Consider the following 24,527-nt stretch of genomic DNA (forward strand, 5'->3'; position numbering starts at 1 on the left):
TCAGCTGGATAGAGTACCTGGCTACGAACCAGGCGGTCGGAGGTTCGAATCCTCCCGCGTCCGCCACTTTACTCAGGTGGTAAAATACAGAGTGCACATATCAAGTGTTGAAATACTGATAACATGACGGACGCGTAGCTCAGCTGGATAGAGTACCTGGCTACGAACCAGGCGGTCGGAGGTTCGAATCCTCCCGCGTCCGCCATCTCTTTAGAGATGGATGATTACTTCACGCAAGTAGTAAAACATGCGAAATATGCCGACGAGAGTCGGTTTTTTTGTGTCTAAATTTCGGGGAACTTCCCCCCGTTAAATACACAAAGCAAGCCGTGTAAGCAAACCCGCGATGAACCAAACTATCGGAGGTTCACCTTCCATAAATCATATCCCGCGTCCACCACCTCTTTAGAGATGGATGACGACTTCACGCAACTAGTAAAACATGCCAAAGATGCCAACGAGAGCCGACTTTACCCAGAAACTTGGTTCCTTGAGCACCAACGTGACAAAGAAATAAATACGCTTTCGTAGATCGTTTACATGTAAGTCTAAGGCCTTATTTATATTGGTATTGTCAGGCGAAAATGACGATAAAAAAGTGAAAAAGGGGTTCTTTTTTATTGGGGGTTCAGGCATATTCCCAATGTATTGAGTTGCTCGAGAGATCTTTGTGTTAAAACGTTACGATGTGCTTTTTATATGTATTATTCTACTTGCTGTTTTCAAGGTGAATACAGCCCTTGCCATAGAGGTGGGAGCCGCACAAACAGAGCGATATTTACCTAAATTAAAAGGCAAGCGAGTCGGCCTCATTGCCAACCAATCGGCGCGGGTTAATGGCACACATGTGGTTGATATCTTATTGGCTAATGGCGTTAATGTGGTCCGGATCTTTTCACCTGAGCACGGTTTTAGAGGAGATCAAGACGCGGGTGCACATATCGACAATAGTATTGACGTAAAAACTGGGATCCCCATAGTTTCTCTGTATGGTAAACAAAAACGTCCCCCTAAGAAGGCATTGCAAGATATTGATGTCTTGGTATTTGATATTCAAGATGTGGGTGTACGCTTTTACACGTATATCAGCACGATGCACTTCATGATGCAGGCAGCAAAAGATAATCATATAGCATTTCTAGTTTTTGACAGGCCCAATCCGAACATCCGCTTTGTGGCAGGCCCTTTACTCGATTTAAAATTTCGTTCTTTTGTGGGGATGCACCCAATACCTATCCTGCATGGTATGACAGTGGGTGAACTTGCAAAAATGATTGAAGGAGAAAATTGGTTGTCTGGAAACGGGCAATTAAAATTAGAGGTTATGCCTGTGTTGAATTACGATGCAACAGATGATTATACTTTACCCATCGCGCCCAGCCCTAATTTGCCCAACCAACAGTCGATTTATTTGTACCCTTCATTGTGTCTTTTTGAGGCCACAGCGGTCTCTGTAGGCAGAGGAACTGATTTCCCCTTTCAAATTTTTGGGCATCATCAAGTCAAATTAGGTCACTTTCATTTTACACCACGTTCAATTATTGGGGCTGCGCGTTTTCCTAAGTTGCAAGGGCATGAGGTATGGGGGGTGGATCTGAAGGCTAGCCAAACACGGGGTTTTGACCTCAGTTGGCTTGTTTTCGCCCACAGGCAGTTTCGTCAGCAGAACAAACGCTTTATCGTCCATCCTGACTTCTTTGATAAATTGGCTGGCACAGATATCCTTCGTTTGGCCCTCGAACAAGGTCTTAAAGTGCACCAGATAGAAGCTATTTGGCAGAAAGATCTCGACGTGTTCAAAAAACGCAGAGCGCCTTACCTTTTGTATGATAGGTAAGGCGCAGATTGGCTAGACGTTTAGCAAGTCAGTCATATATTCATTTGAGCGATCAGCGCGGCGCTGCCAATGTAAATTAGATTGAGCCAAAGAAATAAATAACACGTCGATCAAATAACCTAACGACGCTCTTGTGAGTACCGCAGAGTGCTTAATCGCTTCAGTTTCTTGAATGCAATACAGGCAGTTGTCAGCATAGTTGGCAAGTTCACTATGCCCATAGCGAGTAAGTGCGAGAATTTGACACTCATTGCTTTTTGCTTGTTGTGCCAGCTTTACAACACTTTTTACGACGCCCGAGTTACTTAAAAAAATCACCAAATCGTCTTTACCCATCGTTGCTAAATAACTCGAGGCGCTAAGTTCATCGACATGGGTGACAGCACACACACCTAGTTTTTGCAGCTTCAAGGTCAAATCTTGAGCCATCGTATGCGTAGAGCCTATCGCACAAACCATTACTTTCTTTGCCGCTTTAATAGACTGAACTGCTTGTTCAAATAATTCTGGCGTGTTCAATTTGCTTGTTGCCACAAGTGTTGCTTGTTGATTTGCAATCAGCTTTTCTGAGATATGCGCAATAGAATCATTCTGATCTATTTCATTGGACAGAGGAGTTTCTTCTTGGGTTTGTTCATTGAGCGCATCAACGACTGCCAATTTAAATGCGGGAAACCCTTTATAGCCGAGTTTCTGTGCGAATTTCACGACACTTGATTGGCTTACACCGGCTGATTTTGCCAGCTCAATGGAAGATAAACTACGAATCTTGGCGCCAGACTTTAACGTAAAGTCTGCTAATTTTGCCTCGCTCTGTGAGAGCGTCGGCTTTAAGGCCTTTATTTTTACAAAAGTAGACATGAGGATCACCTGGTAACTAAAACTAACTTAAACTGTCCATATTATAGGTTCAATTGGAACGATGTGATAGATTGTTTAGGAATATTATTGCGTTTTTTGATTTATGTGGTACCGGTTGAGGTACTTTTGTTGCATTTGTGAATTTGTAAATTGGAAATGCTTGTTTTTTAGGCATAACTATTTAAGCTAAAACGTGCAAACTTTGCACGCATAAATAGCGAGTCGTGAGTCGCGATATTGACTCGGCTCTTGATACTACTGCGATTACTCTGAGTCAAAAAATTACAAAAGGGAAACTATGTCCTGGTATTCTATTTTGCCCCCATTGATAGCCATTGCGGTGGTATTCTGGCGCAAGGAAGTGATTATAGCCTTACTTTTAGCCCTTATCTCGTCTGAATTTTTGTTGGTGCTTGGTGGTCAAGACCACTCCCTTTTTGCGACCTTTACCAATAGCATTGAGCGGATTGTGACAGTCGTCACCTCGGCGGGTAATAGCCGGATCTTGATCTTTAGTATCGTAATCGGCGCTTTGTTAGCTTACATTCGAGAATCCGGTGGCGTGGCAGCAACAGTACAAAAACTAATGCGCATCGGAGTGGCAAGAAATAAAAAGCAGGTCGGTTTATTGACCATGTTTACCGGTATTGCTGTATTTATTGAGTCAAATATGAGTGTATTGACATCCGGTATCGTTGCCAGAGGACTATTTGAAAAATTCAAAATGAGCCGTGCAAGGCTTGCCTATGTGATTGACAGCACGAGTGCACCAGTGTGCATATTAATATTGTTAAATGGCTGGGGTGCTTATGTACTGGGCTTATTAAGTAACTACGAATTAACGCAATCTGCAGTCTCTATTTTATGGGGCAGCGTTGCATTTAACTTTTACGCCATTATTACGCTTCTAATCGTGCTGTATACCATTCTCTTTGACAAAGTACATGGTCCCATGAAAGTGGCTGAACAGAAAATGCAAAAGCAAGAAGGTGAAATAGATGCTGGGCCACGTGCTTCAAAAGCGCGATTTATGCTCGTTCCATTGGCTACTCTTATTTTGAGTATGGTCGGGTTCATGTTTTGGACTGGGGAAGGGGTCTTGGCCAATGGCAGTGGCTCTAAATCGGTATTGTATGCCACGCTGCTAGCGTGCGCCATTGCATATATTTTACTGTTGGCTGAAAAACAGTTTACACATCATCAACTGGTTGAAATCGGTTTTAAAGGCATGGGGGAACTGCTGCCGCTGGTTTGTATTGTGTTGTTGTCTATGACGCTAGGCGCCAGTCTGAAAGAATTGGGGACAGGTGTGTTTGTTGCTCAATTGGTTGGGGCATATTTGCCTATTTATTTTATAGTCCCTGTGCTGTTTTTAACTGGGGCTGTGATGTCTTTTACCACAGGAACCTCGTGGGGAACGTTTGCGATCTTAATTCCAATTGGGGTACCACTGATCCAAACACTCGGTTTACCTCCTTCTCTTGTAGTCGGCGCGATTCTAAGTGGCGGAATATTTGGAGACCACTGCTCTCCAATTTCTGACACCAGTGCGGTTTCAGCACTGGCATCTGGTTGTGATCTATTAACTCACGTGAAAACACAGTTACCTTACGCACTCGTTGGAGGCATATTGGCACTGGCTGGCTACTTTATTGCCAGCTTTCTCATGCTCTGAGGCTAAGGGCATGCGTATAAATTTTTAATCGTTGTTGGGGCAGCAATTTTTAGCAGTTGTCCCTGATTATTTCTACTCAAAGCCAAAAGTACGCCTTGCTTGAGCGATGCATCACGCATATCTGGCGCATTTAGCTGATCTAATACACTCTTACGTACTTCAATTAAGGTGGTATTTTGGCAATCAGCGATAAACCATGCTCCGTCTTCGCTATGAACAAGCTTGCCATAGGATTGGTGGACTTCATTTAAAGTGGCTTTGGCGCCTTCGAATGAGCTATCTAATTGTTGTTTTTGTTGTTGGATAGTCGTGAGGTACTCACCTTCAACTAGGTGGTGTGTCTCAATCGATTGATATTGCTCAGTGTTAAAGTCAGTTGGTCTAATCTGAGTCAGAAATAATTCAAAATCGCTGAGTGTATTCTGCAGAGATAAGCTTCCAATAAGTGCAACTGCACAGCATGATGTTGCCCAAGCTGTCGTGCGGAGCCAAAATTGGCGCGTATGCTTACGATTCTCTAATCGACAGCGCCTTTTTAAGCGCCGGGTTTGTTTTGCCGACATTCTTTGCTGGCGTTTGGCATTAGAGTATGCCTGCTCAAGCTCATTCATTGTGGCTCTCCTAAAATCGTTTTAAGTTGCTGCTTTGCATAACGTAACCGTGTTTTAACCGTCTCTACATTGGTATTGGCAATGTCAGCGATTTGCTTCAGTGAAAAGCCTTCTAATTGCAGGCTAAGCGCTTCTTTTTGTGCATGGGGCAGCGTTTTAATTGCGCGATAGAGCTGCTTTGAGCTTGCTTCCGAAAAGCAACGGTCCTGTGTTAATTCTTTTTGGGTTATTGCTTCTTCATCTAGCACCAACTTGTTTTGTTTTCTCAGCTCATCAATGAGCGCATTTCGGGCTATTTTAAAAATATAGGCCTTTGGCGTACTTTGTGACTGATAGTAGTGTCGCTTCTCAACGATGGCTAGCCAAGTTTTTTGGCAAACGTCTTCTGCTACTTCCGGTGTGCATTGTGTACACAAATAGTGGTACAAGTCAGGATTAAAATTATCTATCGCCTGCTCTAAGTAGCGGTTCTCACCGCACTTTTTAAATTCATAAAGCGGATCTTCTACGTCTGTTTTATGCTGGATAAACCAGCTCTTGATCGCTAGTAGCATGCACTCTCCAGAATGTTTATTAATTGTAATTGGCTGTTCCATTGTGCAGCGATGAGCCGCTTAAACCAGTATCAAGCGGCTTGAGTCCAGTTAAGGCTCTTTAGCTAAGTTAAACTCTAGCATAACTGACTGGCCAGTTTGCACTATTGCTTTGCCATTGACCATCTGAGGTCGATATTTCCAACGCTTTAATGCTTTCAATGCTGCACGGTTGAAGATGCGTTTCGGTTCGGCATTTACAACTTGCGCATCAATGACTTGCCCAGTTGGTGAAATGCTAAATGTCAGCTGGACCCAACCTTCAATACCATCCCGTGCGGCAGTAACTGGGTAATTAGGGTCAATGCGCACAAGTGGCGTAGCTTGAGCGTCTGTGGGTTGCAGCGTATTATTCATCGTAATAGGTGCGCTAGTAAATTTGTGGTCTAAACCGATGTCCAAATTAACCCCTGGGATATTTGTGGGTTGAGCTACCAGTTTAGGCGGTGCTTTTGGCAGCGGCTTAGGTTGCGGTGGTAAGGTTTTCCGTTCTTCGACCGGGGTTTCTTTTATGTCTTGGGATATAAAGACATCGATTTCAGGCACCGGTTGTGCCATCAGCGGTCGCTCTTGACTGATCAGTTGATGCATAAATGCAAATAGGCCGAATGTCACTACAATGGCGCCTGTGAAAGACAATACCAGCTTGTTTAACGTATGGTATGGTGACGCATTTGGTTCAGTAATGGTTGTCATAGTCATAAGTAATCTCCCCTTTTTAACCTTAAAACGCGCTAGGTCAAAAAAAGGGGTGATTTTTTTTAAATTTTGTTTTTAACCAATTAGAATACAAAACAAGTTTGGCTTAGGGCGGTAGGAATGCAGTTACAAGAAATAGATAAAAGTCGTTATCGAAAACATCTAAATTGGGTCATTGGTACATGTATCACAGCTTTAACCTTGGGTAGTTTGGGGATCGCACACATATTGATCCAGCTATTTCCTGACTCAGATGGCAGCCATTTTCATTGGAACTTGCTGGGTGTCGTGGCCAGTTGCGCGATCATCACGTGTATTTTAAAACACATTAAACAGCACCCCTTTATGACTGAGGTCGTATATGTCTGGGAGTTGAAACAAGCATTAAATCAAATCACAAGGAAGATGCCGAAACTTAAAAAAGCGGCACAGCAGGGCAATGCAGATGCCATGCTAGCCATTCATTATAGTTATGTTGGCTCTCGTCAACTTTGGATGCTCGATGATAATACGATCACATTGGAAGAGCTTTCTATTTGGCAAGCTGAGTTGGACGAGTTGGCCGCGCAATATAAGGTTACTCTAGATGCTTCTCATTACCATGAGCAAATACTGCGCGCATTTTAAGTGGAATAAATCGTAAAGTTGTTTTTTGAGGTCTTTTTGATGGAGTACATCGCAACGTCAGCACATTCAACAAGGCCTTTTAAACTTTGAGCATGTGCCGGATAGTGGGCGATACCAATACTTGCGCTGACACTCAGTGCTAGCCGATGCCCATTTTTTTCATAAGCAACAGGGGTATTAATTTCATCAAGCACTTGCTGTGCTAAGTGGTTCACTTTTACGATATTAACGTCTTTGATAGCGATAACAAATTCATCGCCTCCCCAGCGACTGACCAACTCCGTATTTGGTACTATTTGCCCCAACCGCTTTGCTAGCTGCTTAAGCACCTCATCGCCTGCATTGTGTCCATAAATGTCATTCACAGGTTTAAACTTATCTAAATCGATGAGCAATAGGCTAAATTGAGTTTCAGAGTCAATCCACTCCATCAGGGTTAACTCTGCCCCATAGCGGTTATAAAGACTTGTTAAACTATCACGTTGTGCTCGATGGCTGAGCTGATTGAGCATACTTTTACGCGCCGTTATGTCTGCTAAAAATACTTGGAAATACCACTGGCCATCGCTTTTAGTATTAAGGATGATTAGGCTGAGCCATACAGATGAGTGTGTGAGTGGGTTGGTGAATTCAAATTCAGACTGCATGACTTGCTTGAGTTTAATGCTATTCTCGGTGAAGGTATAAAGGATATCTGGTGTTTTACAAAATTGCCCCAAGTTTTCTGGAAAACGTTCTTCACAATCAATGCCCATACCAACCAATAGGTCTTTAGCTGCGTCGTTGGCCAAGGCCACTTCACCTTGTTCTTTCACTAGAATAGTCGGAGAAGAGGACCGTTCGAACATTAAACGAAAACGCTTTTCTAATTTTTCTACCTCTATCCTGAGGCTTCGCTCTTGTTCAAATAACGTCTCGGTATTGGCGAGCATGATGTTAATGTCTTTACCAATTTTGCCTATTTCGTTCTGGTTATTTAAAGGGTCGATATAAATTCTTTGCGCACTGCCTGGTAGCACGCTGGCCAGTTGTTTACTTAAATTACCAAGAGGGCGCGAAATTAAGAAAAAGGCAAGTATCGCGAACAGTAGCAACATAGGTAAGACGACGACAAGTAGTGTCTGGGCGGATGAAAAAGCACTGTCTCTGGCATTTTGCTCTATATACAGGGTGTTGGGAACAACGCGGATAACACCGATGTTCTCTTGTAAGATAAATGGATTTGGTAAATAAAATGACAGCGCCCCTTTATCTTTGTAAAGAATACTTTTGGCAAGCACGGTGCTTTTGTTTGTCAATGCAGCAGAGAGGATAATATCGTTGCTAACGAGCCCATTAACTACCTCGTTGGCGAGGTCTTTGTCCTCTAAATAGGCTGCAATGGAGGCGGTCGATGAAACCGTCTGGCTTATTTGCCGCACGGTACTCTCCAAGCGTTTGAGTTCTGTGTCAAACACATGGTGATAGTATATCTTTGCGTATACTATTGAAAAGGCGAAGGTTGATAGGCTCAATAAAAGCATCAACCTAAAAATTAAACTGTGTCTACTGAACAAAACGGTACACTACTTTTAGTTCATCAGTTACTGCGTTTGCAGGTAAGTAAGCAATCGCACTTGGGGTTGTTATCACTTTATCTATTATAGCTTCTGTTGACGGATATGCTTGTGGCGGAGAAGCTTTACCACTGAATTTTACTCGAGACCAATAGGCATTAATTTGAGAAATGCTTCTGCCAGTGAGTGCTTTAAAAAAAACGCTCCGCAGCGGGTGTTCTTTTCGGTAATCTAATGTAATCGCCATATGCCCATTTGGGAAGGCGAGGTATTTACCCATATACATATCTATTAACTGGCGATGTGTGACTTTCTCTATAGGATTATTTTTATTGACAACAATAACGATTTCTTGCGCGGAGGCCGCTCTGAGCTCGGCGCTCGTGATCAGCAGTAGACTGGCTATGATGAAAAATGGGGTCTTCATTAGAATACCCAATTTAGGCTAATGCCCAATGTGTTAAAATCGGTATCAAGGTTAGGGTTGGTAAGTCCTTGATGTAAATAAAATGCGGAGGGTAAGCTTTCCGTACGCGTGTGCTCTAACTGCACTTTGATTGCGAGTGATTCGGATAGCTCAGAACGCAGTGTAAAAGAAAGTGTATTCTGGTCTATCAAATAAAAGTTAGTGTGTCTTGTAAGTGTGTTAAACAGCAAATCCAATTGAGGGGTAGAAATAAGCGGTCGAGCTGGGGTCCGATTATTTGATTTAGCTTGTGCAAAGGTGGCCATAATTGTGTGGTCGCCAAAGTAGGTACCAATCCCAATATAACCCGCTGTCAGGTGATTGAGCACTTGTGAATTTGAATCAATGTATGACATTTCACTTTGAAAAAACCATTGATTGTTATCATAGCGGGCGCCAATTGCCGTGTAATCAAACCGTTTGCCAATGAGGTTCAGAGAGTCAAGTAGGCTTGCTTTGGTGGGCCATATTTCATCTGGAACTTGAGCAAGTGCAGCCTGCAGCTGGAGTTGTTGCTCATTTTCATTACCAGCTTTGGTAATTGTATGATTGGCTCTCAATGTCCAATCGAGAGACTCCCATTGCAATACAATGCCGTAAAGAGATTTTATTTCCACATCCCAAAAGAAATTATCGTCACTGACGATAGGGGCTGTTGAGCGTCCGGCAAAAAATTTAGCGCTGAGTAATCCATGTTCATGGGAGAACGTATACTTAACGTCAGCGCCATCTATGTTCTGGTGGGGCACAATGGCGTAAAACTCAGTCGGTGGATGATCGAACGTATAGGTGTACCCGATATCTCTATGCTCTGTCATCATAAATAAATCCAGTCCAGTCCTGCCAAGGCGAAATTGCCAGTTCACTGAAGGAGAGTACCTCAGGAAGGCCATTTGGAGGGTATTGTCTAAGGTCTGTTCTTCTTGATCTTTGAGCAGAGCTTGACCGACAAACTGGAGTTCAGGTGTGGCTTGCCACTCTAATTGAAATCCGAGTGAAGAGGTACTAAAGCCAACTTCGTCTTTAAAAGTTGCGTTGGGCTGAGTGATATGTTGTCGGATGCCGGCATTTTCGGAGTCTGTAAGGGTAATGCCAAGCGTCGCGAAACCATCGAACTTGAGTTCATTGCAAGCGCCATTGAGTGATATGAATGATAATAGGAGTAATAGTAGGCGCATTAACGTCCAATCAGATAAAATAAACTTGTTCTTGTCTGTAAAGGTTAGTGCCTATATCCACATTTACCAGTTTTGTGTATATAGACTTGTAAAACAGGCTTACTGACACCATATCAAGAGATATAATACTTTTTGTGATACTATCACATTTTTTAATTTTGGAACTTTTCAAGTCGTGGCTGAAGTTAGAGCAAGAGTTGAGCTGAATGTAGGGCAGCGTAGTCATATTCCTGCAGAAATCGTGTCTTTTGAAGGGCTCAAAGATGGCGAAGAGCATGTTGCGCTGGTGTTTAATGGTGCGGATAAAAACCAGGCAGTACCTTTGATCAGAATGCACTCGGAGTGCTTGACTGGTGACGTGTTTCATTCCTCTCGGTGTGACTGCGGTGAGCAGCTTAATGAGTGTATTGAAGAAATGCACCAACACGGTGGGGTGTTGTTATACCTTCGCCAAGAAGGGCGGGGAATTGGTTTGTACAATAAAATCGATGCCTATGTGCTTCAGTCTCAGGGTATGAATACATATGAGGCTAATAATCATCTTGGTTTTGAAGATGATCTTCGTAATTTTTCTGATGCAGTATTGATGCTTCAAGCACTCGGTTTAGCGCACGTAAAATTAATGACGAATAACCCCCGTAAACTCAATGCGCTGCGTAATGCTGGTATTGAAGTTGAGAGCGTGGTGGGCACTCAAGCTCATGTTAAAGCGGGTGATTCAGGCAACCGCCATTATTTGGCGACTAAAGTTGAGCATGGCTCGCACATGCTAGATATAGAAAAAATTAACAAACCTAAGTCCGAGTAACGCGCGTTTTGCTTTGTTTGGCTCGGTGTCAAACAAAGCAAAGTAGTGACATGGCTTTACTTTACAGACGTATTTTTTAAATTAAAGTCATTTAGTGGTGATATCCCTTACAAACGTCCTTTCAAGTACCTCGTCGACACAGTATAATCAAGGCGATTTATAACTAAGCTAATCATTTATGTCTGCAAAATTTAGAACATTTAAAGCCGGTTTTGGGGTCAATTGGTTAAAAGCCGGGTGGGTTATTTTTAAAACTCAGCCCATGACTTTTATGATGATGTATATTTTCCTTGTTGTAGTTGGGCTTTTTCCGTTTGTTTTACCAAACCCAATTGTGCAAATGCTATGCGCGTTAGCGGGGCCATTTTTAACTGTCGGATTTTATAACGCGGTCGTTAACTTGCAATCTGGCAAATCCATTATGCTTGCAGATATTTTGCAACCATTTTCAGCTAAGGGTCAGCGCCTTAACTTATTCCGATTAGGCTTGTATCAACTTGGTGTCGCATTACTGCTAGGTGTCGCGATGACGTTGTTATTTGAACCTATTGTATCCGCGATGCAAAATCATAGCCCAGAACAAGATATGAACGCAGTGATGGCAGAAATTGCGGCTGCGATTAGCTTTTCTGATATTGCAATATTTGTTGCATTACAGTCTTTAGCAATGATGGCTTTTGCTTATGCATTACCGCTGATCTACTTTAAAAAGCAGGCCAATATTCTGGCTGCGATGAAGCAGTCTTTAAAAGTATTTTATTATAATATGGGCCCATTAAGTGTATTTGGTGGAATTGTCGCTCTGATGATTATAGCTTCTGCACCACTGTCCCTTATTCCTTTGATCTTTATTATGCCCATCGTATATATCGGCTTCTTTGTGTCATTTCAGGCAATCTTTGCAGAACAGGTATCACCTAAAGCAAAAGATGATCAGAATTCAGGCGATGATGAACCACGCTCTAAGACTGAACAAGTGGGACAAACTGGTCGGTTTGATGCTTAATGGAAGATAAAGAAAAACAAAAACTGAAAAACTACGCGATTTGGCTGCTATCTCGACAAGAATATTCACGTAAGCTTCTAAACGATAAGCTTTTACTTAAAGGTGCTAGTTCAGATTACGCTGAAGAGCTCATTGATTGGCTGAGTGAAATTGGTTACGTCGATGATGCGAGGCATTGCGAGAGCTTTTTAAATCGCCAGCTCGCCAAAGGGCTGGGAGAAAAACGCGTTTTAATGGAAGCAACCAAAAAAGGCGTTGAGCGTACACAGCTTCTTCAATTAATTGAAGAGAAAGAAGTTGATTGGTATGCCATTGCACAGCATACGTATGAAAAAAAATACGGCTATGCAAATAAAGAATTAGACTATCAAGAAAGGTCAAAGCGAGTTAGATACATGATGTATCGAGGATTTAGCTACGACCAAATAGATTTTGCTATTCAGGCGCAAGATGAAAATTAATTTTCATATCAAGTTGAACGCCTGAGGCACAAGCAGCAATAAAGGGTGAATGATCACATGCAGCAAATGACTACCGCACAGATAAGGCAGAGCTTCTTAGACTTCTTTGCCAAGCAAAACCACCAAGTGGTGCCATCAAGTTCTTTGATTCCAGGCAATGATGCCACGTTACTGTTTACAAATGCAGGTATGGTACAGTTTAAAGATGTCTTTCTTGGCGCAGAAAAACGTCCATATAACCGTGCTACGAGCTCACAACGTTGTGTAAGAGCCGGTGGTAAACACAACGATTTAGAGAACGTAGGTTATACTGCAAGACATCACACCTTTTTTGAAATGCTTGGTAATTTTAGCTTCGGTGACTATTTCAAACAAGACGCGATTAAGTTTGCTTGGGAGTTTTTAACAGATGTTGTAAAGCTACCAAAAGAAAAGCTTTTGGTCACGGTTTATCACACTGACGAAGAAGCGTATGACATTTGGGCAAATCAAGTGGGTGTGCCAGCAGAACGGATTATTCGTATCGACACCTCTGATAATTTCTGGTCAATGGGTGATACTGGACCATGCGGTCCATGTTCTGAAATCTTCTATGATCACGGTGAGCATATTTGGGGCGGTCCTCCAGGAAGCCCTGAAGAAGATGGCGATCGCTTTATCGAAATTTGGAACCTTGTATTCATGCAGTACAACCGTCATGCTGATGGCACAATGGAACCTCTGCCTAATCAGTCTGTTGATACGGGCATGGGCCTTGAGCGCATTTCAGCTATTATGCAAGGTGTTCACTCTAACTACGAAATTGACCTTTTCCAAGCGCTTATCAAAGCAACCGCTACCGTGACCGGTGCGCAAGATTTAGAGGACAAGTCGCTTCGCGTGGTCGCAGACCACATTCGTTCATGTGCGTTTTTGATTGCTGATGGTGTAATGCCTTCCAATGAAGGACGTGGTTACGTACTTCGCCGTATTATCCGTCGTGCTGTTCGACATGGTAATAAACTGGGAGCGCAAGGCGCGTTTTTCTATAAGTTGGTCGCGGCACTGGCTGAACAAATGGGAGAAGCTTACCCAGAGTTAGTCAAACAACAGGCGATCATTGAAAAAGTATTACGCATTGAAGAAGAGCAGTTTGGTAAAACGTTAGATCGTGGTCTCGCTATTCTTGAAGAAAACTTAGCCGGTTTAGAAGGCGATGTAATTCCAGGCGATTTAGTCTTCAAGCTTTATGATACATACGGCTTTCCGGCAGACTTAACCGCTGACGTTGCCCGTGAACGATTCATGACGATCGACGAGAGAGGTTTCCAAGCCGCGATGGAAGCCCAGCGTAAACAAGCGCAACAAGCCGGTAAATTCGGGGCTGATTACAATGAGCAACTGAAGTCTGAGAAAGTGACAGACTTTAAAGGTTATGATGCAGTTCAATACAGCGGTACTGTGGTGGAGCTGTTCTGCGAAGGAGAAAACGTCTCTGAGTTAACAGATCAACAAAAAGGCATTGTTGTTTTAGATCGCACGCCATTTTACGCGGAATCAGGTGGTCAGGTAGGTGATACCGGTTCACTTGTTATTTCGGGTGGCGAGTTTATCGTGACAGATACGCAAAAACTGGGTAATGCATTTGCACACCATGGGTATGTTGTTGGTCGAATTGGCATTAATGACAAAGTAGATGCACACATTGATGCACACCGTCGTGAACGCATCAAGAAAAACCACACTGCAACGCATATTTTACATGAAGCGCTGCGTCAAATCTTAGGGGAGCACGTGGCGCAAAAAGGCTCTTTGGTTATGCCTGATCGCCTGCGTTTCGATTTCTCTCACTTTGAAGGTGTGACAAAAGAAGAGCTGATTAAAATTGAAGAAGCGGTAAATGCTGAAATTCGTGCCAACTTTGCACTAGAAACACAGCTGATGGACATTGATGAAGCGAAAGCGAAAGGCGCCATGGCACTGTTTGGTGAAAAGTATGACGATGAAGTACGCGTTGTCTCTATCGGTGACTACTCTATTGAGCTGTGTGGCGGCACGCACGTGCAGCGTGCGGGTGATATTGGTTTCTTAAAGATAATTTCGGAAGGTGGTATTGCCGCAGGCGTTCGTCGTATTGAGGCGGTCACTGGTGAAGACGCTGTACACTATGTGGCGCAACAAGAAAAAGCGTTGTCTGACATCGCTGCACTTGTCAAAGGAGATAGTGCGAGTGCGCTGGAAAAAGTTGCGGCATTGCTTGAGAAAGCAAAAGGTCTCGAGAAACAGGTTGCTCAGTTGAATGATAAACTAGCGGCAGCTGCAGGCTCTTCACTCCTAGAATCCGCGGTTGAAATTAACGGTATTAAGTTACTTGTTGCAAACGTTGCAGGCACAGAGTCTAAAGCGTTACGTGGCATGGTCGATGACCTTAAAAATAAAATGGGTTCTGGTGTGATTGCTTTGGGTGTTGCCAATGGTGACAAAGTCAGCCTCATTGCGGGTGTTACCAAAGACCTTACGAGCTCAGTGAAAGCGGGTGAATTGGTCAATCATATGGCGGCACAAGTGGGCGGTAAAGGCGGTGGCCGACCTGATATGGCGCAAGCTGGTGGTTCACAGCCAGAAAACTTAGATGCGGCCCTAGACAGTGTTCCTGCTTGGTTGACAGAGAAAACACAGTAACTAGTGGCTTTAATCGTTAAAAAATTTGGCGGCACTTCTGTTGGCTCTATTGAGCGAATAGAGGCCGTCGCTGACCTTGTCATTCGTGCTAAGCAACAAGGCCACCAAGTGGTAGTGGTGTTGTCAGCAATGTCTGGTGAGACAAATCGACTGGTATCACTGGCGAAACAAATCGATGATAGGCCAAGCGCCCGCGAGCTCGATGTACTGCTCACAACCGGTGAGCAAGTATCCATCGCGTTGCTTGCAATGGCTATTATTAAACGTGGCCATTCTGCTGTCAGTTTATTGGCCGATCAAATCTCTATTCGCACCGACAATATGTTTGGCAAGGCACGTATTGAGCACATTGATGTGAATCGCCTGCAGCAAGAGCTCGAACACAATCGCATTACAATAATTGCAGGCTTTCAAGGGCGAGACCCTGAAGGCAACATCACCACGCTAGGGCGAGGTGGCACAGATACCTCTGCTGTTGAGATAGCGGCCGCGATTTCTGCGGACGAATGCCAAATCTATACCGATGTAGATGGCGTTTATACTACCGATCCTCGTGTTGAACCTCGGGCCCAACGCATGTCGCAGGTGACATTTGAAGAAATGTTAGAATTGGCGAGTCTTGGCGCAAAAGTTTTGCAGATCCGTGCTGTAGAAGCCGCTGGACGCTATAACATGCCGCTTCGTGTCTTATCTACTTTTAAACCAGATTCTGGAACATTAATAAGCTATGAGGAGCCCGAAGTGACCAGTAAAACTGTGTCAGGTATTGCTTATCAAAAAGATGAATCCTTACTTATTATTCGTCAAGTACCTGAGAATCCGTCTTCTTTAGCAAAAATCCTAACTTTACTCGCAGAGTATGACATTGAAATTGACATGATCAGTCAAATTAATCATCAAGCAGGTAAAATAGACTATGCTTTAAGTGTACATAGCAGTGAATATGCACAAGCGTTAGATGTATTGACTACAAATCGTGATGAGTTACATGCTGTCGATATTGAGGGGAATGCACAGGTTGCTAAAATATCTGCGGTCGGAGTCGGTATGAAGTCCCACTCAGGTACTGCGGGAATATTTTTCCAAGCATTAGCTGCTGAGAATATACAAGCGCTTTTAGTCTCCACATCAGAAATAAAAATTTCAGTTTTGGTGGAAGAGCGTTATCTTGAACTAGCCGTAAGAGCACTGCATGGTGCGTTTGGACTAGAAAATGTTGAATAAGCAATAATTTTGCTTACTTTTACATGAACTTTTAATTAAAATGAACTTGACGCGGAATCTTTTAAATTTTGGAATAACAGGAGCAAGAGAATGCTAATTCTAACTCGCCGTGTAGGCGAAACCCTGATGATCGGTGATGAAGTTACAGTAACAGTACTTGGTGTAAAAGGAAATCAGGTGCGTATCGGCGTAAATGCACCTAAAGATGTATCAGTTCATCGAGAAGAAATATACATGCGAATTCAAGCGGAAAAATCTAATCCGTCTACTGGCAATATGTAATTAAGAAAAATCGAACTTATTGCTAAGTTAGAAAAATAGCCACTAATATGTGGCTATTTTTTTGTCTGGCTAAAAATAAAGTCTAAAATTTCATCATTCAGTACATTATGTGAAATATACTGGTTGTGGCGATGTTGTTGAATGATGATACCTTGCTCCGTTTTTACGACTTGATGAATATCCTGCCATTTTACATAAAACGCACGATAGGGGTTTTCCGCTTTAATACCTTCTTCATCAATTGTGAGACACACTTTCGAGCCACTCGCGCGACTCAGCATTTGTCTTGCAACCCACCAGGGGCGTTTGTAATAAAAAGCAACGCCTTCTAATACTGCAAGTAAAAATAGAAAGTTACCCAAATACGCTTGGTTTAGTAGGTAATGAGATAAAAAGCCCAGCGAGATAAGAAACGTGATAAGCCCATATTTGGGTTTATGGTGTTGGCTCATTTTCACCGATTCGTCAAAGCATTCCTGAAAATAGCGTTTATCTAGGGTGAATTCACTTTGAAACACGAGTAATCCTCAAGTTGATAACCATGAAATTATACGTGGTTATTTGGCGAGTTTAAATCTTATTTCCCACATACTGATGTGAATACCTGTAAAGCTCGAGTACCGAATTTAGAGCAAGTCAAGCTAACGTGATCGAGCAAGGGTAACGTTTTCATTGAAATTTTGTCCTGTTGAGAAGTATTGCGTTAATTTAACTTTTTATTTTGGTATGACCAATTATTGGTGGGGTGATTTTAGTCTAAGCGCGTGAATCACAACGGTGTATTGTTGGCTATTTTTTGTCGATATCTTGAGTATTTTTCATATTTATTAGGCTTTTAATCCATTGTTTTGCCATGCTTAGAGACTAAGTGTGTGAAATTAATACAGAAACAATTAATGGTAATACCAATTTACAAGCACCTTTACATGAATAAATGTTTTGATATGATGTTTGAATAAATATTTACAAAAGTTGCCTATCTATTTCTTTGGGTGGGTATTAGTAAACAAATAAATAACAACTAAGGGGGCACAGATGGAGATCAGTGAATTGCTCATGCAAGCAGCCAATCTCATGTTAACGGGTATGGTTGGTGTATTTATCTTCCTATCAATTCTTATTCTCGCGGTAAAGGGGTTATCAAAACTCAGCGCATCGCAGCCAATCCCTGAACAGCCAACAACTAAAACAAGATCACAGCGCAGCGAGAGTGCGGGTGTGCCTGCTCAACACATTGCGGCAATCAGTGCGGCAATTGCACAATTTAGACAAAATAATTAAGGGGTACGCTATGTCAAAATTAAAACTAACAGAATTAGTACTTAGAGATGCCCATCAATCTTTATTGGCAACTAGAGTGCGCCTCGAGGACATGTTGCCTATCGCGGAAGAACTAGACAAAGTTGGATATTGGTCAGTTGAATCTTGGGGCGGTGCCACATTCGACGCATGTATTCGCTACCTTGGTGAGGACCCTTGGTATCGTATTCGGGCACTCAAAGAGGCGATGCCAAATACGAAACAGCAAATGCTCTTGCGGGGTCAAAACTTGTTGGGCTATCGGCATTATGCCGACGATGTTGTCGAAAAGTTTGTGACACGCGCTCATCATAATGGTGTGGATGTATTCAGAATTTTTGATGCGATGAATGACGTCAGAAACCTTGAGACCGCTATACGTGCCGCAATAAAAGTGGGCGCGCATGCGCAAGGCACAATTTCTTATACTGTAAGCCCCGTTCACAATTTAGATAAATGGATCGCGCAAGCTAAGCAACTTGAAGCCCTTGGTTGTCACTCCATCTGTATTAAAGATATGGCCGGACTGCTAAAACCGTATGATGCAGAGGTATTGATCTCAGAGCTAAAACGCACTGTGTCTGTGCCCATTGCGATGCAGTGCCATGCAACAACAGGCCTGAGCACGGCGACCTACCAAAAAGCTGTTGATGCGGGTATCGATATGCTTGATACCGCAATTTCTTCAATGAGTATGACTTATGGCCATAGTGCAACGGAAACGCTTGTTGCAATCGTAGAGGGAACGCAACGAGATACGGGGCTTGAGCTGGGACAATTAGAATCAATCGCAGCATACTTCAGAGACGTGCGTAAAAAGTATGCTGCATTCGAAGGCAGTCTTAAAGGTGTGGATGGGCGTATCCTATCTGCTCAAGTACCAGGTGGAATGCTGACGAATATGGAGAATCAGCTTAAAGAGCAAGGAGCAGGGGATAAACTTGATGAAGTGCTCAGCGAAATCCCCCATGTAAGAAAAGACCTTGGCTTTATCCCATTAGTTACGCCGACGTCGCAAATTGTGGGCACTCAAGCGGTACTCAATGTACTTACGGGAGAACGCTACAAAACCATTACCAAAGAAACTGCGGGTGTACTGAAAGGGGAGTATGGTACAACGCCTGCACCAGTTGATAAGAATTTGCAAGACAGAGTTTTAGAAGGTGCTGACGCCATTACGTGTCGTCCTGCTGACCTGTTAAAGCCAGAACTGGATAACTTAGAACAAGCGTTGCTATCGCATGCTAAGCAAGAAGATATCGTGCTGGCTGATGACGTTGTCGATGATGTGCTCACTTATGCGCTTTTTCCTCAAATTGGTCTTAAATTCCTAAAAAATAGAAATAACCCAGGTGCCTTTGAGCCAAAACCAAGCTTGGTTGCAACACAAAGTCAAGATGCCAAAGTTGACCAGGCAGCCACTGTACGCAAGCAGAGCAATGAACGTTACAGTGTCAGAGTCGATGGTAAGGTTTATGATGTTGTTGTGGCAGCAGGCGGTGAATTGCAAGAAGTGGCAGTCAAAGACAGTGAATTGATGCCTCAATCCGCGTCGGTGAGCTCAGGTGAAACGTTGAATGCACCACTGGCAGGAAATATTTTTAAAGTGCATGCAAGACCTGGTGATGACGTTGCGCAAGGTGATGTCGTTCTGATTATGGAAGCGATGAAGATGGAAACCGAGGTACGTGCGACCTCAAATGGTAAGATCGCGGATATTTTAGTGTCAGAAGGCGACTCTGTCTCTGCTGGCGATGCGATCATTGAGATGGCATAAGGGGGCGTAATGGACGGATTATTGAACCTTTGGCAAGCAACAGGGCTTGCCAACCTGACTTTTCCTGCCTTGTCTATGATAGCTGTTGGCTGTGGGTTATTGTATTTGGCCATTGCGAAAGGGTTTGAGCCTTTGCTGCTTGTACCAATCGGGTTTGGCGCTATCTTGACCAATATTCCGGTTGCTGCATTGGCGGAGCCAGGGGGGCTGCTGTACTACGTTTATTATATTGGTATCGATAGTGGTGTTTTTCCGCTGTTGATCTTTATGGGAGTCGGAGCACTGACAGATTTTAGTGCGCTGATTGCAAACCCACGTATGTTGTTGCTTGGTGCTGCCGCTCAATTTGGCATTTTTGCCACCTTATTTGGTGCCATCTTGTTGAACTTCATTCCAGGTTTTGAATTTACGCTACAAGATGCGTCAGCGATAGCAATTATTGGTGGTGCGGATGGACCTACCGCTATTTTCTTAGCGTCTAAGCTATCACCAGAATTATTGGGTGCAATAGCTGTTGCTGCATACTCTTACATGGCATTGGTACCAATTATTCAGCCGCCTATTATGCGCTTACTGACCTCTGAAGAAGAGCGCAGTATTGCGATGCCGCAGTTGAGACCTGTTTCCAAGAGAGAGAAGGTTCTTTTCCCGCTGATGGTATTGGCGCTGACCTTGCTGTTTTTACCGGCGGCATCTCCATTGGTGGGGATGTTCTGTTTAGGTAATTTAATGAGAGAGTCTGGTGTTGTCGATAGGTTAAGTAACACAGCCCAAAATGAACTCATTAACATCACCACAATTTTCTTGGGTCTAGCTGTGGGCTCTAAGTTAGCTGCCGATCAGTTTTTAACAGTAGAGACATTAGGTATTTTGTTGCTTGGGGCATTGGCATTTAGTATCGGCACCGCGTCTGGTGTATACATGGCGAAAGTAATGAATCGCGTTTCTTCTAACCCCATCAATCCGCTCGTAGGGGCTGCCGGTGTTTCGGCTGTACCTATGGCTGCAAGGGTCGTAAATAAGGTGGGACTTGAGTCTAATCCTCATAACTTTTTATTGATGCATGCTATGGGGCCTAATGTTGCTGGTGTGCTTGGCAGTGCTGTGGCGGCAGGTATATTACTCGCGTTAGTAGGTTAACAACACTCTCCAACCCTTTTGTGGGGCTTCGGCTCCACAGTTTTTCCCCGCTTTAAAGTCCCTAGTTGTTGTGTATAAATAACGGGTCAAATCTAATCCATCATGGTATAACTTGAGATAATGAGTTAATTAGAGTGGCTTTATGAATATTATTGTTATCTTAGTGTGCTTGGTGATTGCACTGGTGGTACTGATCCCACTACTTGAAAAGTACAATAAAAAAATTGGACTTGATAAAATGGAAAAATACAGTAAGTACATTATTCCATTGGCAATGGCAGGTATTGTAGTAAATATGATTTACTCAATGGTTCAAGATTAATGATTGACAGCCATAGGGCAGCACCTAAAGGCATTGCCCTATGATTTTCACCCTTTATTGATTTGCGGACTGCTGTAAAAACTGTTGAATAAATGCAGTCGCTTTCTGATAAGCCATCTCTAGCTCATCCCTTGCTTGTATTAATTGATCGCTTGTTAGCTCTTCTTCTTTACAGCGTGTTTCAAATGCTTCTGACAGCTTAGCCACGTGTTCTGCGCCAATTGTTCTAGAAATAGATTTGAGCTGATGACATGCCTCTATAATTTCACTTTGGCTCGATGAGATAACAGCACCATTGATGTCTCTAGCCAACTCACTACTTTGCTCTAAATACATTCTGAAAAAGCGCAATCTTTTAGCATTATCATCATTAACGTATTTATTGAGCTGATCCATATTAATGGGTGACTCAGGCATTGTCTCTTGATGCACTTCATTTACGACCAGATCAATTTCTGCATGAGATGATTCTGATGTGGACTGCTCGACGATCGGCTCAATCACCGATGTTGATGTATCACCGTCTTCATTTGGTTTCTCGTCTGCGTCATACACTGTCGCTGTGATAACGTCTTGCGCTTCCACTGCTGTTACAACATTGTGTACTTCTGGCGCAGGTGTGACGTCTGACGTAATTGGTATTTCAGCTTGTTGTATCGGCGCAGCCTCTATGGGGTTTGAAACCGCATTAGTCTGAAGGGTTGCATTTGCCCCCACTTTGGTCCCTGTCGCTGATTGCCACTTATCTAGTGTCGCTTCGAGTACATTAAGCTCTACCGGCTTTGTAATGTAGTCATTCATGCCCGATGCTAAGCATCGATCGCGTTCGCCTTTTAATGCATTGGCGGTTATGGCAATGATGTAAGGCTGCGCATTGATGTCTGGTGCTTGTTCTGCAATATCGCGAATTTTCGTTACCATGTCATAACCAGACATTTTTGGCATATGTAAATCGGTGAGGACAACAGCATAGTGGCCTTTTTGCCACATTTTCAAGCCTTCTTCTCCATTTTCCGCTACTTCAACACCATATCCAAGCAGGTGTAATTGGTCAGTGAGTACCTGCTGGTTCAAGACATTGTCTTCCACTAGCAGCACCAGTTTGTTTTCTGCTTTTGCATCTTCTGTGTTCAGGTAACTATTCATTGAACGAGATGGCTTTAACTGTTTTGGTTTATGTAATCCAACCGCGACCAATATCGCCGTCATGAAGCTCGTTTTGCAAAGAGGCGCGGCATTTAAATAGAAAATATGACCGTGGTTTAGCGCAGATTCATCCATTGTACTGAGCACAATCACCTGTTGGTCATTGTGCTCAAGTGAGTACAATAAGTCTCGTAACTGTTGGTTGACCTTGTCCATGCCATCAAGACCATCGAGTACCCAAACAACATCCTGCTCGTATTGGTGCTCACCCATTTCACTTGCTTCGTGCACAACGACTGAGTTTGCTCCCATGAAAGAGAGGTAGCGTGCGAGGATCGCGCGGCGATTTGGGTTGTGTGTGAAGGTAACTACTTTCCTACCTTCTAATACTCCTTTATTAGCGTACTCAACTTTGCCACTAATACTAAATGGCAACTCAACAACAAACTCGCTGCCCATACCGATATCTGACTGCACATTTATTGAGCCTAACATCAGCTCGACTAAGCTCTTACAAATAGAGAGGCCCAAGCCTGTGCCACCATATTCACGGGTAATAGACCCTTCGGCTTGAATAAATGGATTAAATATTTCTCTAAGCTGTGCTTGAGTCATGCCCTTACCGTTATCCGTTACCTTGAATCTAAGGGTGTAATGCTCGGACGTATTTTGAGCCACTTCCACTGAGATTTTAACAAAGCCTTGCTTGCTCTCGTCAGTAGATGTGAATTTGATTGCATTGCTACATAGGTTATAAAGCACTTGACGAACGCGCACTGCGTCACCCACCAGATTGCTAGGAATATCTGGCGCGATAGCAAGTTGTAAATCGAGCTTTCGTTTTTTGGCGACTGAGGAAAGAACGCGGGCGACCTCTTCGATGGTCTCTGACACAGAGAAAGCACTACTGTCTATTTGCAGTTTGCCAGCTTCAATTTTAGAGAAGTCTAGAATATCGTCTAGGATACCAAGTAGTGAGAAAGCTGAATCACGGATAATCGTTGTTAAACGATGCTGTGCACCGTCCAGCTCAGTTTGGCGAAGCAGGTCAATGGTACCAATCACGCCATTCATTGGCGTTCTTATCTCATGGCTCATTGTCGCTAAAAAGGTGGTTTTAGCCTCACTTGCACGCTCTGCATTTAAAGTGGCCTTTTCTAGCGCCAATGTTCGTGCCTGAACTTCGGTTTCTAAACTCGTTTGAAGTTGTCTTAATTCATTTTGTGCAGCTTGATTGCCTTTTATAATGTCGCGGATTTGGTTGATAAGTGAGTTGATGCCAATAGAGGTCTGCGATAACCCGAAGCTCAGGTTTTCAGTGATATGGACCTCATAATCTTTTTCAGCAACCAAATGGTCAAGTTCCGAGTTCAGCAGTTTTAGTTCTTTCGCTAACTTACCAACCACTTGCTTTTTCAAGAATAATGCAAATGCAATGGTAAGAATAAGCGCGACAATAGCTAACAAATAGCTTATCGGGTTATCTTCGGGGACTGCAACCTGTGGTGCTGTATATACCAAAATCAACTCACCTACAGGCATTTCATCCAAGGTCAAAGGTTGATGCACAATCGTTTGGTCATTAACGATGAGTTTGGTGCGTTGCTTGACGGGGGCAACAGGGAAGTCATCAGTTTGAAACACCAAGCTAGGTTTACCCATACCGCTGTCTGCATATAAGTAGGCATTAATATCTGGGTTACCTGCTTTCACCGACGTCAGCATTTGTTTGGCGTAGTTGTAACCAAGTTTCATCATGGTGTTGCTGAGCGGCGCTGCAAGGTCCTGAGCCTGTAGCACGAGATCCGGTTGACTGTGTATTGTCGTTTCTGTCTGCTTTGGCCATAAGTAGGCTGCAAGTGCTGACACACTGGCAATGATTAAAGTTACAAAAACAAACAGTGGCACAAAGCCTTTGATCTGTGCTTGTGAAGAATTTTCCATTGAAGTAATCCGAGCAAATAGCTTTCAAATCGAGTTTTTATGAATAAGTGTTAATCCTACCACCTACAATGGATGATTTCTCTACGTTTTTACTTCTTTATTATGATTTGTCGCGAGCGAGTGAGGGGGAAGCATGTATGATTTTCATCCTTTTTTAGCTGATTTTTGTCAGTTTTGCATGAATTGTGCGCAAACAAATTATATTGCAAAAAAATAGTTGACTTGAAAGGGTAAAACTCGTTTAATACGCCGCACGCCCAGATAGCTCAGTCGGTAGAGCAGAGGATTGAAAATCCTCGTGTCGGTGGTTCGATTCCGCCTCTGGGCACCATTTTTCGGTGCGCCGACTTAGCT

The 24,527-nt window shown here is 43.3% G+C and carries 22 protein-coding genes and 2 tRNA genes; 15 read left to right on the top strand and 9 right to left on the bottom strand.

The annotated features are described in order from the left end of the window. Window positions 1-128 precede the first annotated feature (128 nt). A tRNA-Arg gene (locus L1286_RS23475) sits at window positions 129-205 on the top strand. A gap of 459 nt (window positions 206-664) precedes the next feature. Beyond that, entirely contained in the window at window positions 665-1,837 is a 1,173-nt protein-coding gene (locus L1286_RS23480) for an exo-beta-N-acetylmuramidase NamZ family protein (protein ID WP_442961775.1), read from the top strand. Window positions 1,838-1,849: 12 nt separating this feature from the next. Here L1286_RS23480 and L1286_RS23485 read toward each other — a convergent pair whose 3' ends face one another. Beyond that, window positions 1,850-2,698 carry a MurR/RpiR family transcriptional regulator gene (locus tag L1286_RS23485; RefSeq protein WP_235409452.1) on the bottom strand — a complete coding sequence of 283 codons (849 nt, stop codon included), beginning with the start codon at window positions 2,696-2,698 and terminating at the stop codon, window positions 1,850-1,852. A 298-nt stretch (window positions 2,699-2,996) separates the two neighbouring features. Here L1286_RS23485 and L1286_RS23490 point away from each other — a divergent pair, with 298 nt between their 5' ends. Continuing rightward, window positions 2,997-4,373, top strand: coding sequence for a Na+/H+ antiporter NhaC family protein (locus L1286_RS23490; protein ID WP_235409453.1), 1,377 nt, complete (start codon window positions 2,997-2,999; stop codon window positions 4,371-4,373). Window positions 4,374-4,375: 2 nt separating this feature from the next. Here the strand turns inward: L1286_RS23490 and L1286_RS23495 are convergent, their stop codons facing one another. The 3 genes from L1286_RS23495 to L1286_RS23505 form a co-directional block, all read right to left on the bottom strand. Beyond that, window positions 4,376-4,984, bottom strand: a complete 609-nt coding sequence (locus L1286_RS23495; RefSeq protein WP_235409454.1) for a hypothetical protein — start codon at window positions 4,982-4,984, stop codon at window positions 4,376-4,378. Next, window positions 4,981-5,538 (bottom strand): RNA polymerase sigma factor, encoded by a 558-nt coding sequence (locus L1286_RS23500; RefSeq protein WP_235409455.1) that lies wholly within the window; start codon window positions 5,536-5,538, stop codon window positions 4,981-4,983. Before L1286_RS23500 ends, L1286_RS23495 begins: the two co-directional genes overlap by 4 nt. 90 nt (window positions 5,539-5,628) lie before the next feature. Further along, a complete protein-coding gene (locus L1286_RS23505; RefSeq protein WP_235409456.1) occupies window positions 5,629-6,279 on the bottom strand; it encodes an energy transducer TonB in 651 nt (216 codons plus the stop codon). A 117-nt stretch (window positions 6,280-6,396) separates the two neighbouring features. On the opposite strand from L1286_RS23505, the gene L1286_RS23510 reads away from it, so the two are divergent. Further along, window positions 6,397-6,903 (top strand): DUF3087 domain-containing protein, encoded by a 507-nt coding sequence (locus L1286_RS23510; protein WP_235409457.1) that lies wholly within the window; start codon window positions 6,397-6,399, stop codon window positions 6,901-6,903. Here the strand turns inward: L1286_RS23510 and L1286_RS23515 are convergent. The 3 genes from L1286_RS23515 to L1286_RS23525 all read right to left on the bottom strand — a co-directional run bounded on the left by L1286_RS23515 (window position 6,900) and on the right by L1286_RS23525 (window position 10,103). Beyond that, on the bottom strand, window positions 6,900-8,324 hold the full coding sequence (locus tag L1286_RS23515) for a diguanylate cyclase (RefSeq protein ID WP_235409458.1): 1,425 nt from the start codon (window positions 8,322-8,324) through the stop codon (window positions 6,900-6,902). The genes L1286_RS23510 and L1286_RS23515 overlap by 4 nt on opposite strands. 124 nt (window positions 8,325-8,448) lie before the next feature. Beyond that, complete coding sequence (locus tag L1286_RS23520) at window positions 8,449-8,886, bottom strand: hypothetical protein (RefSeq protein WP_235409459.1); 438 nt, start codon at window positions 8,884-8,886, stop codon at window positions 8,449-8,451. Then, window positions 8,886-10,103 (bottom strand): hypothetical protein, encoded by a 1,218-nt coding sequence (locus tag L1286_RS23525; RefSeq protein ID WP_235409460.1) that lies wholly within the window; start codon window positions 10,101-10,103, stop codon window positions 8,886-8,888. The genes L1286_RS23520 and L1286_RS23525 overlap by 1 nt, the downstream gene beginning before the upstream one ends. Window positions 10,104-10,278: 175 nt before the next feature. Between L1286_RS23525 and L1286_RS23530 the strand changes: the two genes are divergently transcribed. From L1286_RS23530 to csrA, 6 genes are all read left to right on the top strand, one after another. After that, window positions 10,279-10,911 carry a GTP cyclohydrolase II gene (locus tag L1286_RS23530; protein WP_235409461.1) on the top strand — a complete coding sequence of 211 codons (633 nt, stop codon included), beginning with the start codon at window positions 10,279-10,281 and terminating at the stop codon, window positions 10,909-10,911. A 178-nt stretch (window positions 10,912-11,089) separates the two neighbouring features. Continuing rightward, window positions 11,090-11,917 carry a BPSS1780 family membrane protein gene (locus L1286_RS23535; protein WP_235409462.1) on the top strand — a complete coding sequence of 276 codons (828 nt, stop codon included), beginning with the start codon at window positions 11,090-11,092 and terminating at the stop codon, window positions 11,915-11,917. Further along, complete coding sequence (locus tag L1286_RS23540) at window positions 11,917-12,378, top strand: regulatory protein RecX (RefSeq protein WP_235409463.1); 462 nt, start codon at window positions 11,917-11,919, stop codon at window positions 12,376-12,378. Before L1286_RS23535 ends, L1286_RS23540 begins: the two co-directional genes overlap by 1 nt. A 57-nt stretch (window positions 12,379-12,435) precedes the next feature. After that, complete coding sequence (gene alaS, locus L1286_RS23545; RefSeq protein ID WP_235409464.1) at window positions 12,436-15,039, top strand: alanine--tRNA ligase; 2,604 nt, start codon at window positions 12,436-12,438, stop codon at window positions 15,037-15,039. A gap of 3 nt (window positions 15,040-15,042) precedes the next feature. After that, entirely contained in the window at window positions 15,043-16,263 is a 1,221-nt protein-coding gene (locus tag L1286_RS23550) for an aspartate kinase (RefSeq protein WP_235409465.1), read from the top strand. A 90-nt stretch (window positions 16,264-16,353) separates the two neighbouring features. Then, window positions 16,354-16,545, top strand: coding sequence for a carbon storage regulator CsrA (gene csrA / locus L1286_RS23555; protein WP_063359311.1), 192 nt, complete (start codon window positions 16,354-16,356; stop codon window positions 16,543-16,545). 53 nt (window positions 16,546-16,598) lie between these two features. Here the strand turns inward: csrA and L1286_RS23560 are convergent, their stop codons facing one another. After that, window positions 16,599-17,063 carry a YcxB family protein gene (locus L1286_RS23560; RefSeq protein ID WP_235409466.1) on the bottom strand — a complete coding sequence of 155 codons (465 nt, stop codon included), beginning with the start codon at window positions 17,061-17,063 and terminating at the stop codon, window positions 16,599-16,601. Window positions 17,064-17,580: 517 nt separating this feature from the next. On the opposite strand from L1286_RS23560, the gene L1286_RS23565 reads away from it, so the two are divergent. The 4 genes from L1286_RS23565 (at window position 17,581) to L1286_RS23580 (ending at window position 21,083) form a co-directional block, all read left to right on the top strand. Further along, window positions 17,581-17,826 (top strand): OadG family protein, encoded by a 246-nt coding sequence (locus tag L1286_RS23565; RefSeq protein WP_235409467.1) that lies wholly within the window; start codon window positions 17,581-17,583, stop codon window positions 17,824-17,826. 10 nt (window positions 17,827-17,836) lie between these two features. Then, window positions 17,837-19,621, top strand: coding sequence for a sodium-extruding oxaloacetate decarboxylase subunit alpha (gene oadA / locus L1286_RS23570; protein ID WP_235409468.1), 1,785 nt, complete (start codon window positions 17,837-17,839; stop codon window positions 19,619-19,621). A gap of 9 nt (window positions 19,622-19,630) precedes the next feature. Beyond that, a complete protein-coding gene (locus tag L1286_RS23575; protein ID WP_235409469.1) occupies window positions 19,631-20,761 on the top strand; it encodes a sodium ion-translocating decarboxylase subunit beta in 1,131 nt (376 codons plus the stop codon). A gap of 142 nt (window positions 20,762-20,903) precedes the next feature. Then, complete coding sequence (locus tag L1286_RS23580) at window positions 20,904-21,083, top strand: hypothetical protein (protein ID WP_235409470.1); 180 nt, start codon at window positions 20,904-20,906, stop codon at window positions 21,081-21,083. Between the two features lie 54 nt (window positions 21,084-21,137). Here L1286_RS23580 and L1286_RS23585 read toward each other — a convergent pair whose 3' ends face one another. Continuing rightward, window positions 21,138-24,173, bottom strand: coding sequence for a hybrid sensor histidine kinase/response regulator (locus tag L1286_RS23585; protein ID WP_235409471.1), 3,036 nt, complete (start codon window positions 24,171-24,173; stop codon window positions 21,138-21,140). Between the two features lie 255 nt (window positions 24,174-24,428). Here L1286_RS23585 and L1286_RS23590 point away from each other — a divergent pair. After that, window positions 24,429-24,504 (top strand) — tRNA-Phe (locus L1286_RS23590). Window positions 24,505-24,527 lie beyond the last annotated feature (23 nt).

Source organism: Pseudoalteromonas sp. SMS1 (genome assembly GCF_021530565.1).
Taxonomy (GTDB): domain Bacteria; phylum Pseudomonadota; class Gammaproteobacteria; order Enterobacterales; family Alteromonadaceae; genus Pseudoalteromonas.

Bases quoted from the DNA above. Each gene is read 5' to 3' on its own strand.
- L1286_RS23485 (WP_235409452.1), bottom strand. From the start codon at position 2,698: ATGTCTACTTTTGTAAAAATAAAGGCCTTAAAGCCGACGCTCTCACAG.
- L1286_RS23490 (WP_235409453.1), top strand. From the start codon at position 2,997: ATGTCCTGGTATTCTATTTTGCCCCCATTGATAGCCATTGCGGTGGTA.
- L1286_RS23495 (WP_235409454.1), bottom strand. From the start codon at position 4,984: ATGAATGAGCTTGAGCAGGCATACTCTAATGCCAAACGCCAGCAAAGA.
- L1286_RS23500 (WP_235409455.1), bottom strand. From the start codon at position 5,538: ATGCTACTAGCGATCAAGAGCTGGTTTATCCAGCATAAAACAGACGTA.
- L1286_RS23505 (WP_235409456.1), bottom strand. From the start codon at position 6,279: ATGACTATGACAACCATTACTGAACCAAATGCGTCACCATACCATACG.
- L1286_RS23510 (WP_235409457.1), top strand. From the start codon at position 6,397: ATGCAGTTACAAGAAATAGATAAAAGTCGTTATCGAAAACATCTAAAT.
- L1286_RS23520 (WP_235409459.1), bottom strand. From the start codon at position 8,886: ATGAAGACCCCATTTTTCATCATAGCCAGTCTACTGCTGATCACGAGC.
- L1286_RS23525 (WP_235409460.1), bottom strand. From the start codon at position 10,103: ATGCGCCTACTATTACTCCTATTATCATTCATATCACTCAATGGCGCT.
- L1286_RS23535 (WP_235409462.1), top strand. From the start codon at position 11,090: ATGTCTGCAAAATTTAGAACATTTAAAGCCGGTTTTGGGGTCAATTGG.
- L1286_RS23540 (WP_235409463.1), top strand. From the start codon at position 11,917: ATGGAAGATAAAGAAAAACAAAAACTGAAAAACTACGCGATTTGGCTG.
- alaS (WP_235409464.1), top strand. From the start codon at position 12,436: ATGCAGCAAATGACTACCGCACAGATAAGGCAGAGCTTCTTAGACTTC.
- csrA (WP_063359311.1), top strand. From the start codon at position 16,354: ATGCTAATTCTAACTCGCCGTGTAGGCGAAACCCTGATGATCGGTGAT.
- L1286_RS23565 (WP_235409467.1), top strand. From the start codon at position 17,581: ATGGAGATCAGTGAATTGCTCATGCAAGCAGCCAATCTCATGTTAACG.
- oadA (WP_235409468.1), top strand. From the start codon at position 17,837: ATGTCAAAATTAAAACTAACAGAATTAGTACTTAGAGATGCCCATCAA.
- L1286_RS23575 (WP_235409469.1), top strand. From the start codon at position 19,631: ATGGACGGATTATTGAACCTTTGGCAAGCAACAGGGCTTGCCAACCTG.
- L1286_RS23580 (WP_235409470.1), top strand. From the start codon at position 20,904: ATGAATATTATTGTTATCTTAGTGTGCTTGGTGATTGCACTGGTGGTA.
- L1286_RS23585 (WP_235409471.1), bottom strand. From the start codon at position 24,173: ATGGAAAATTCTTCACAAGCACAGATCAAAGGCTTTGTGCCACTGTTT.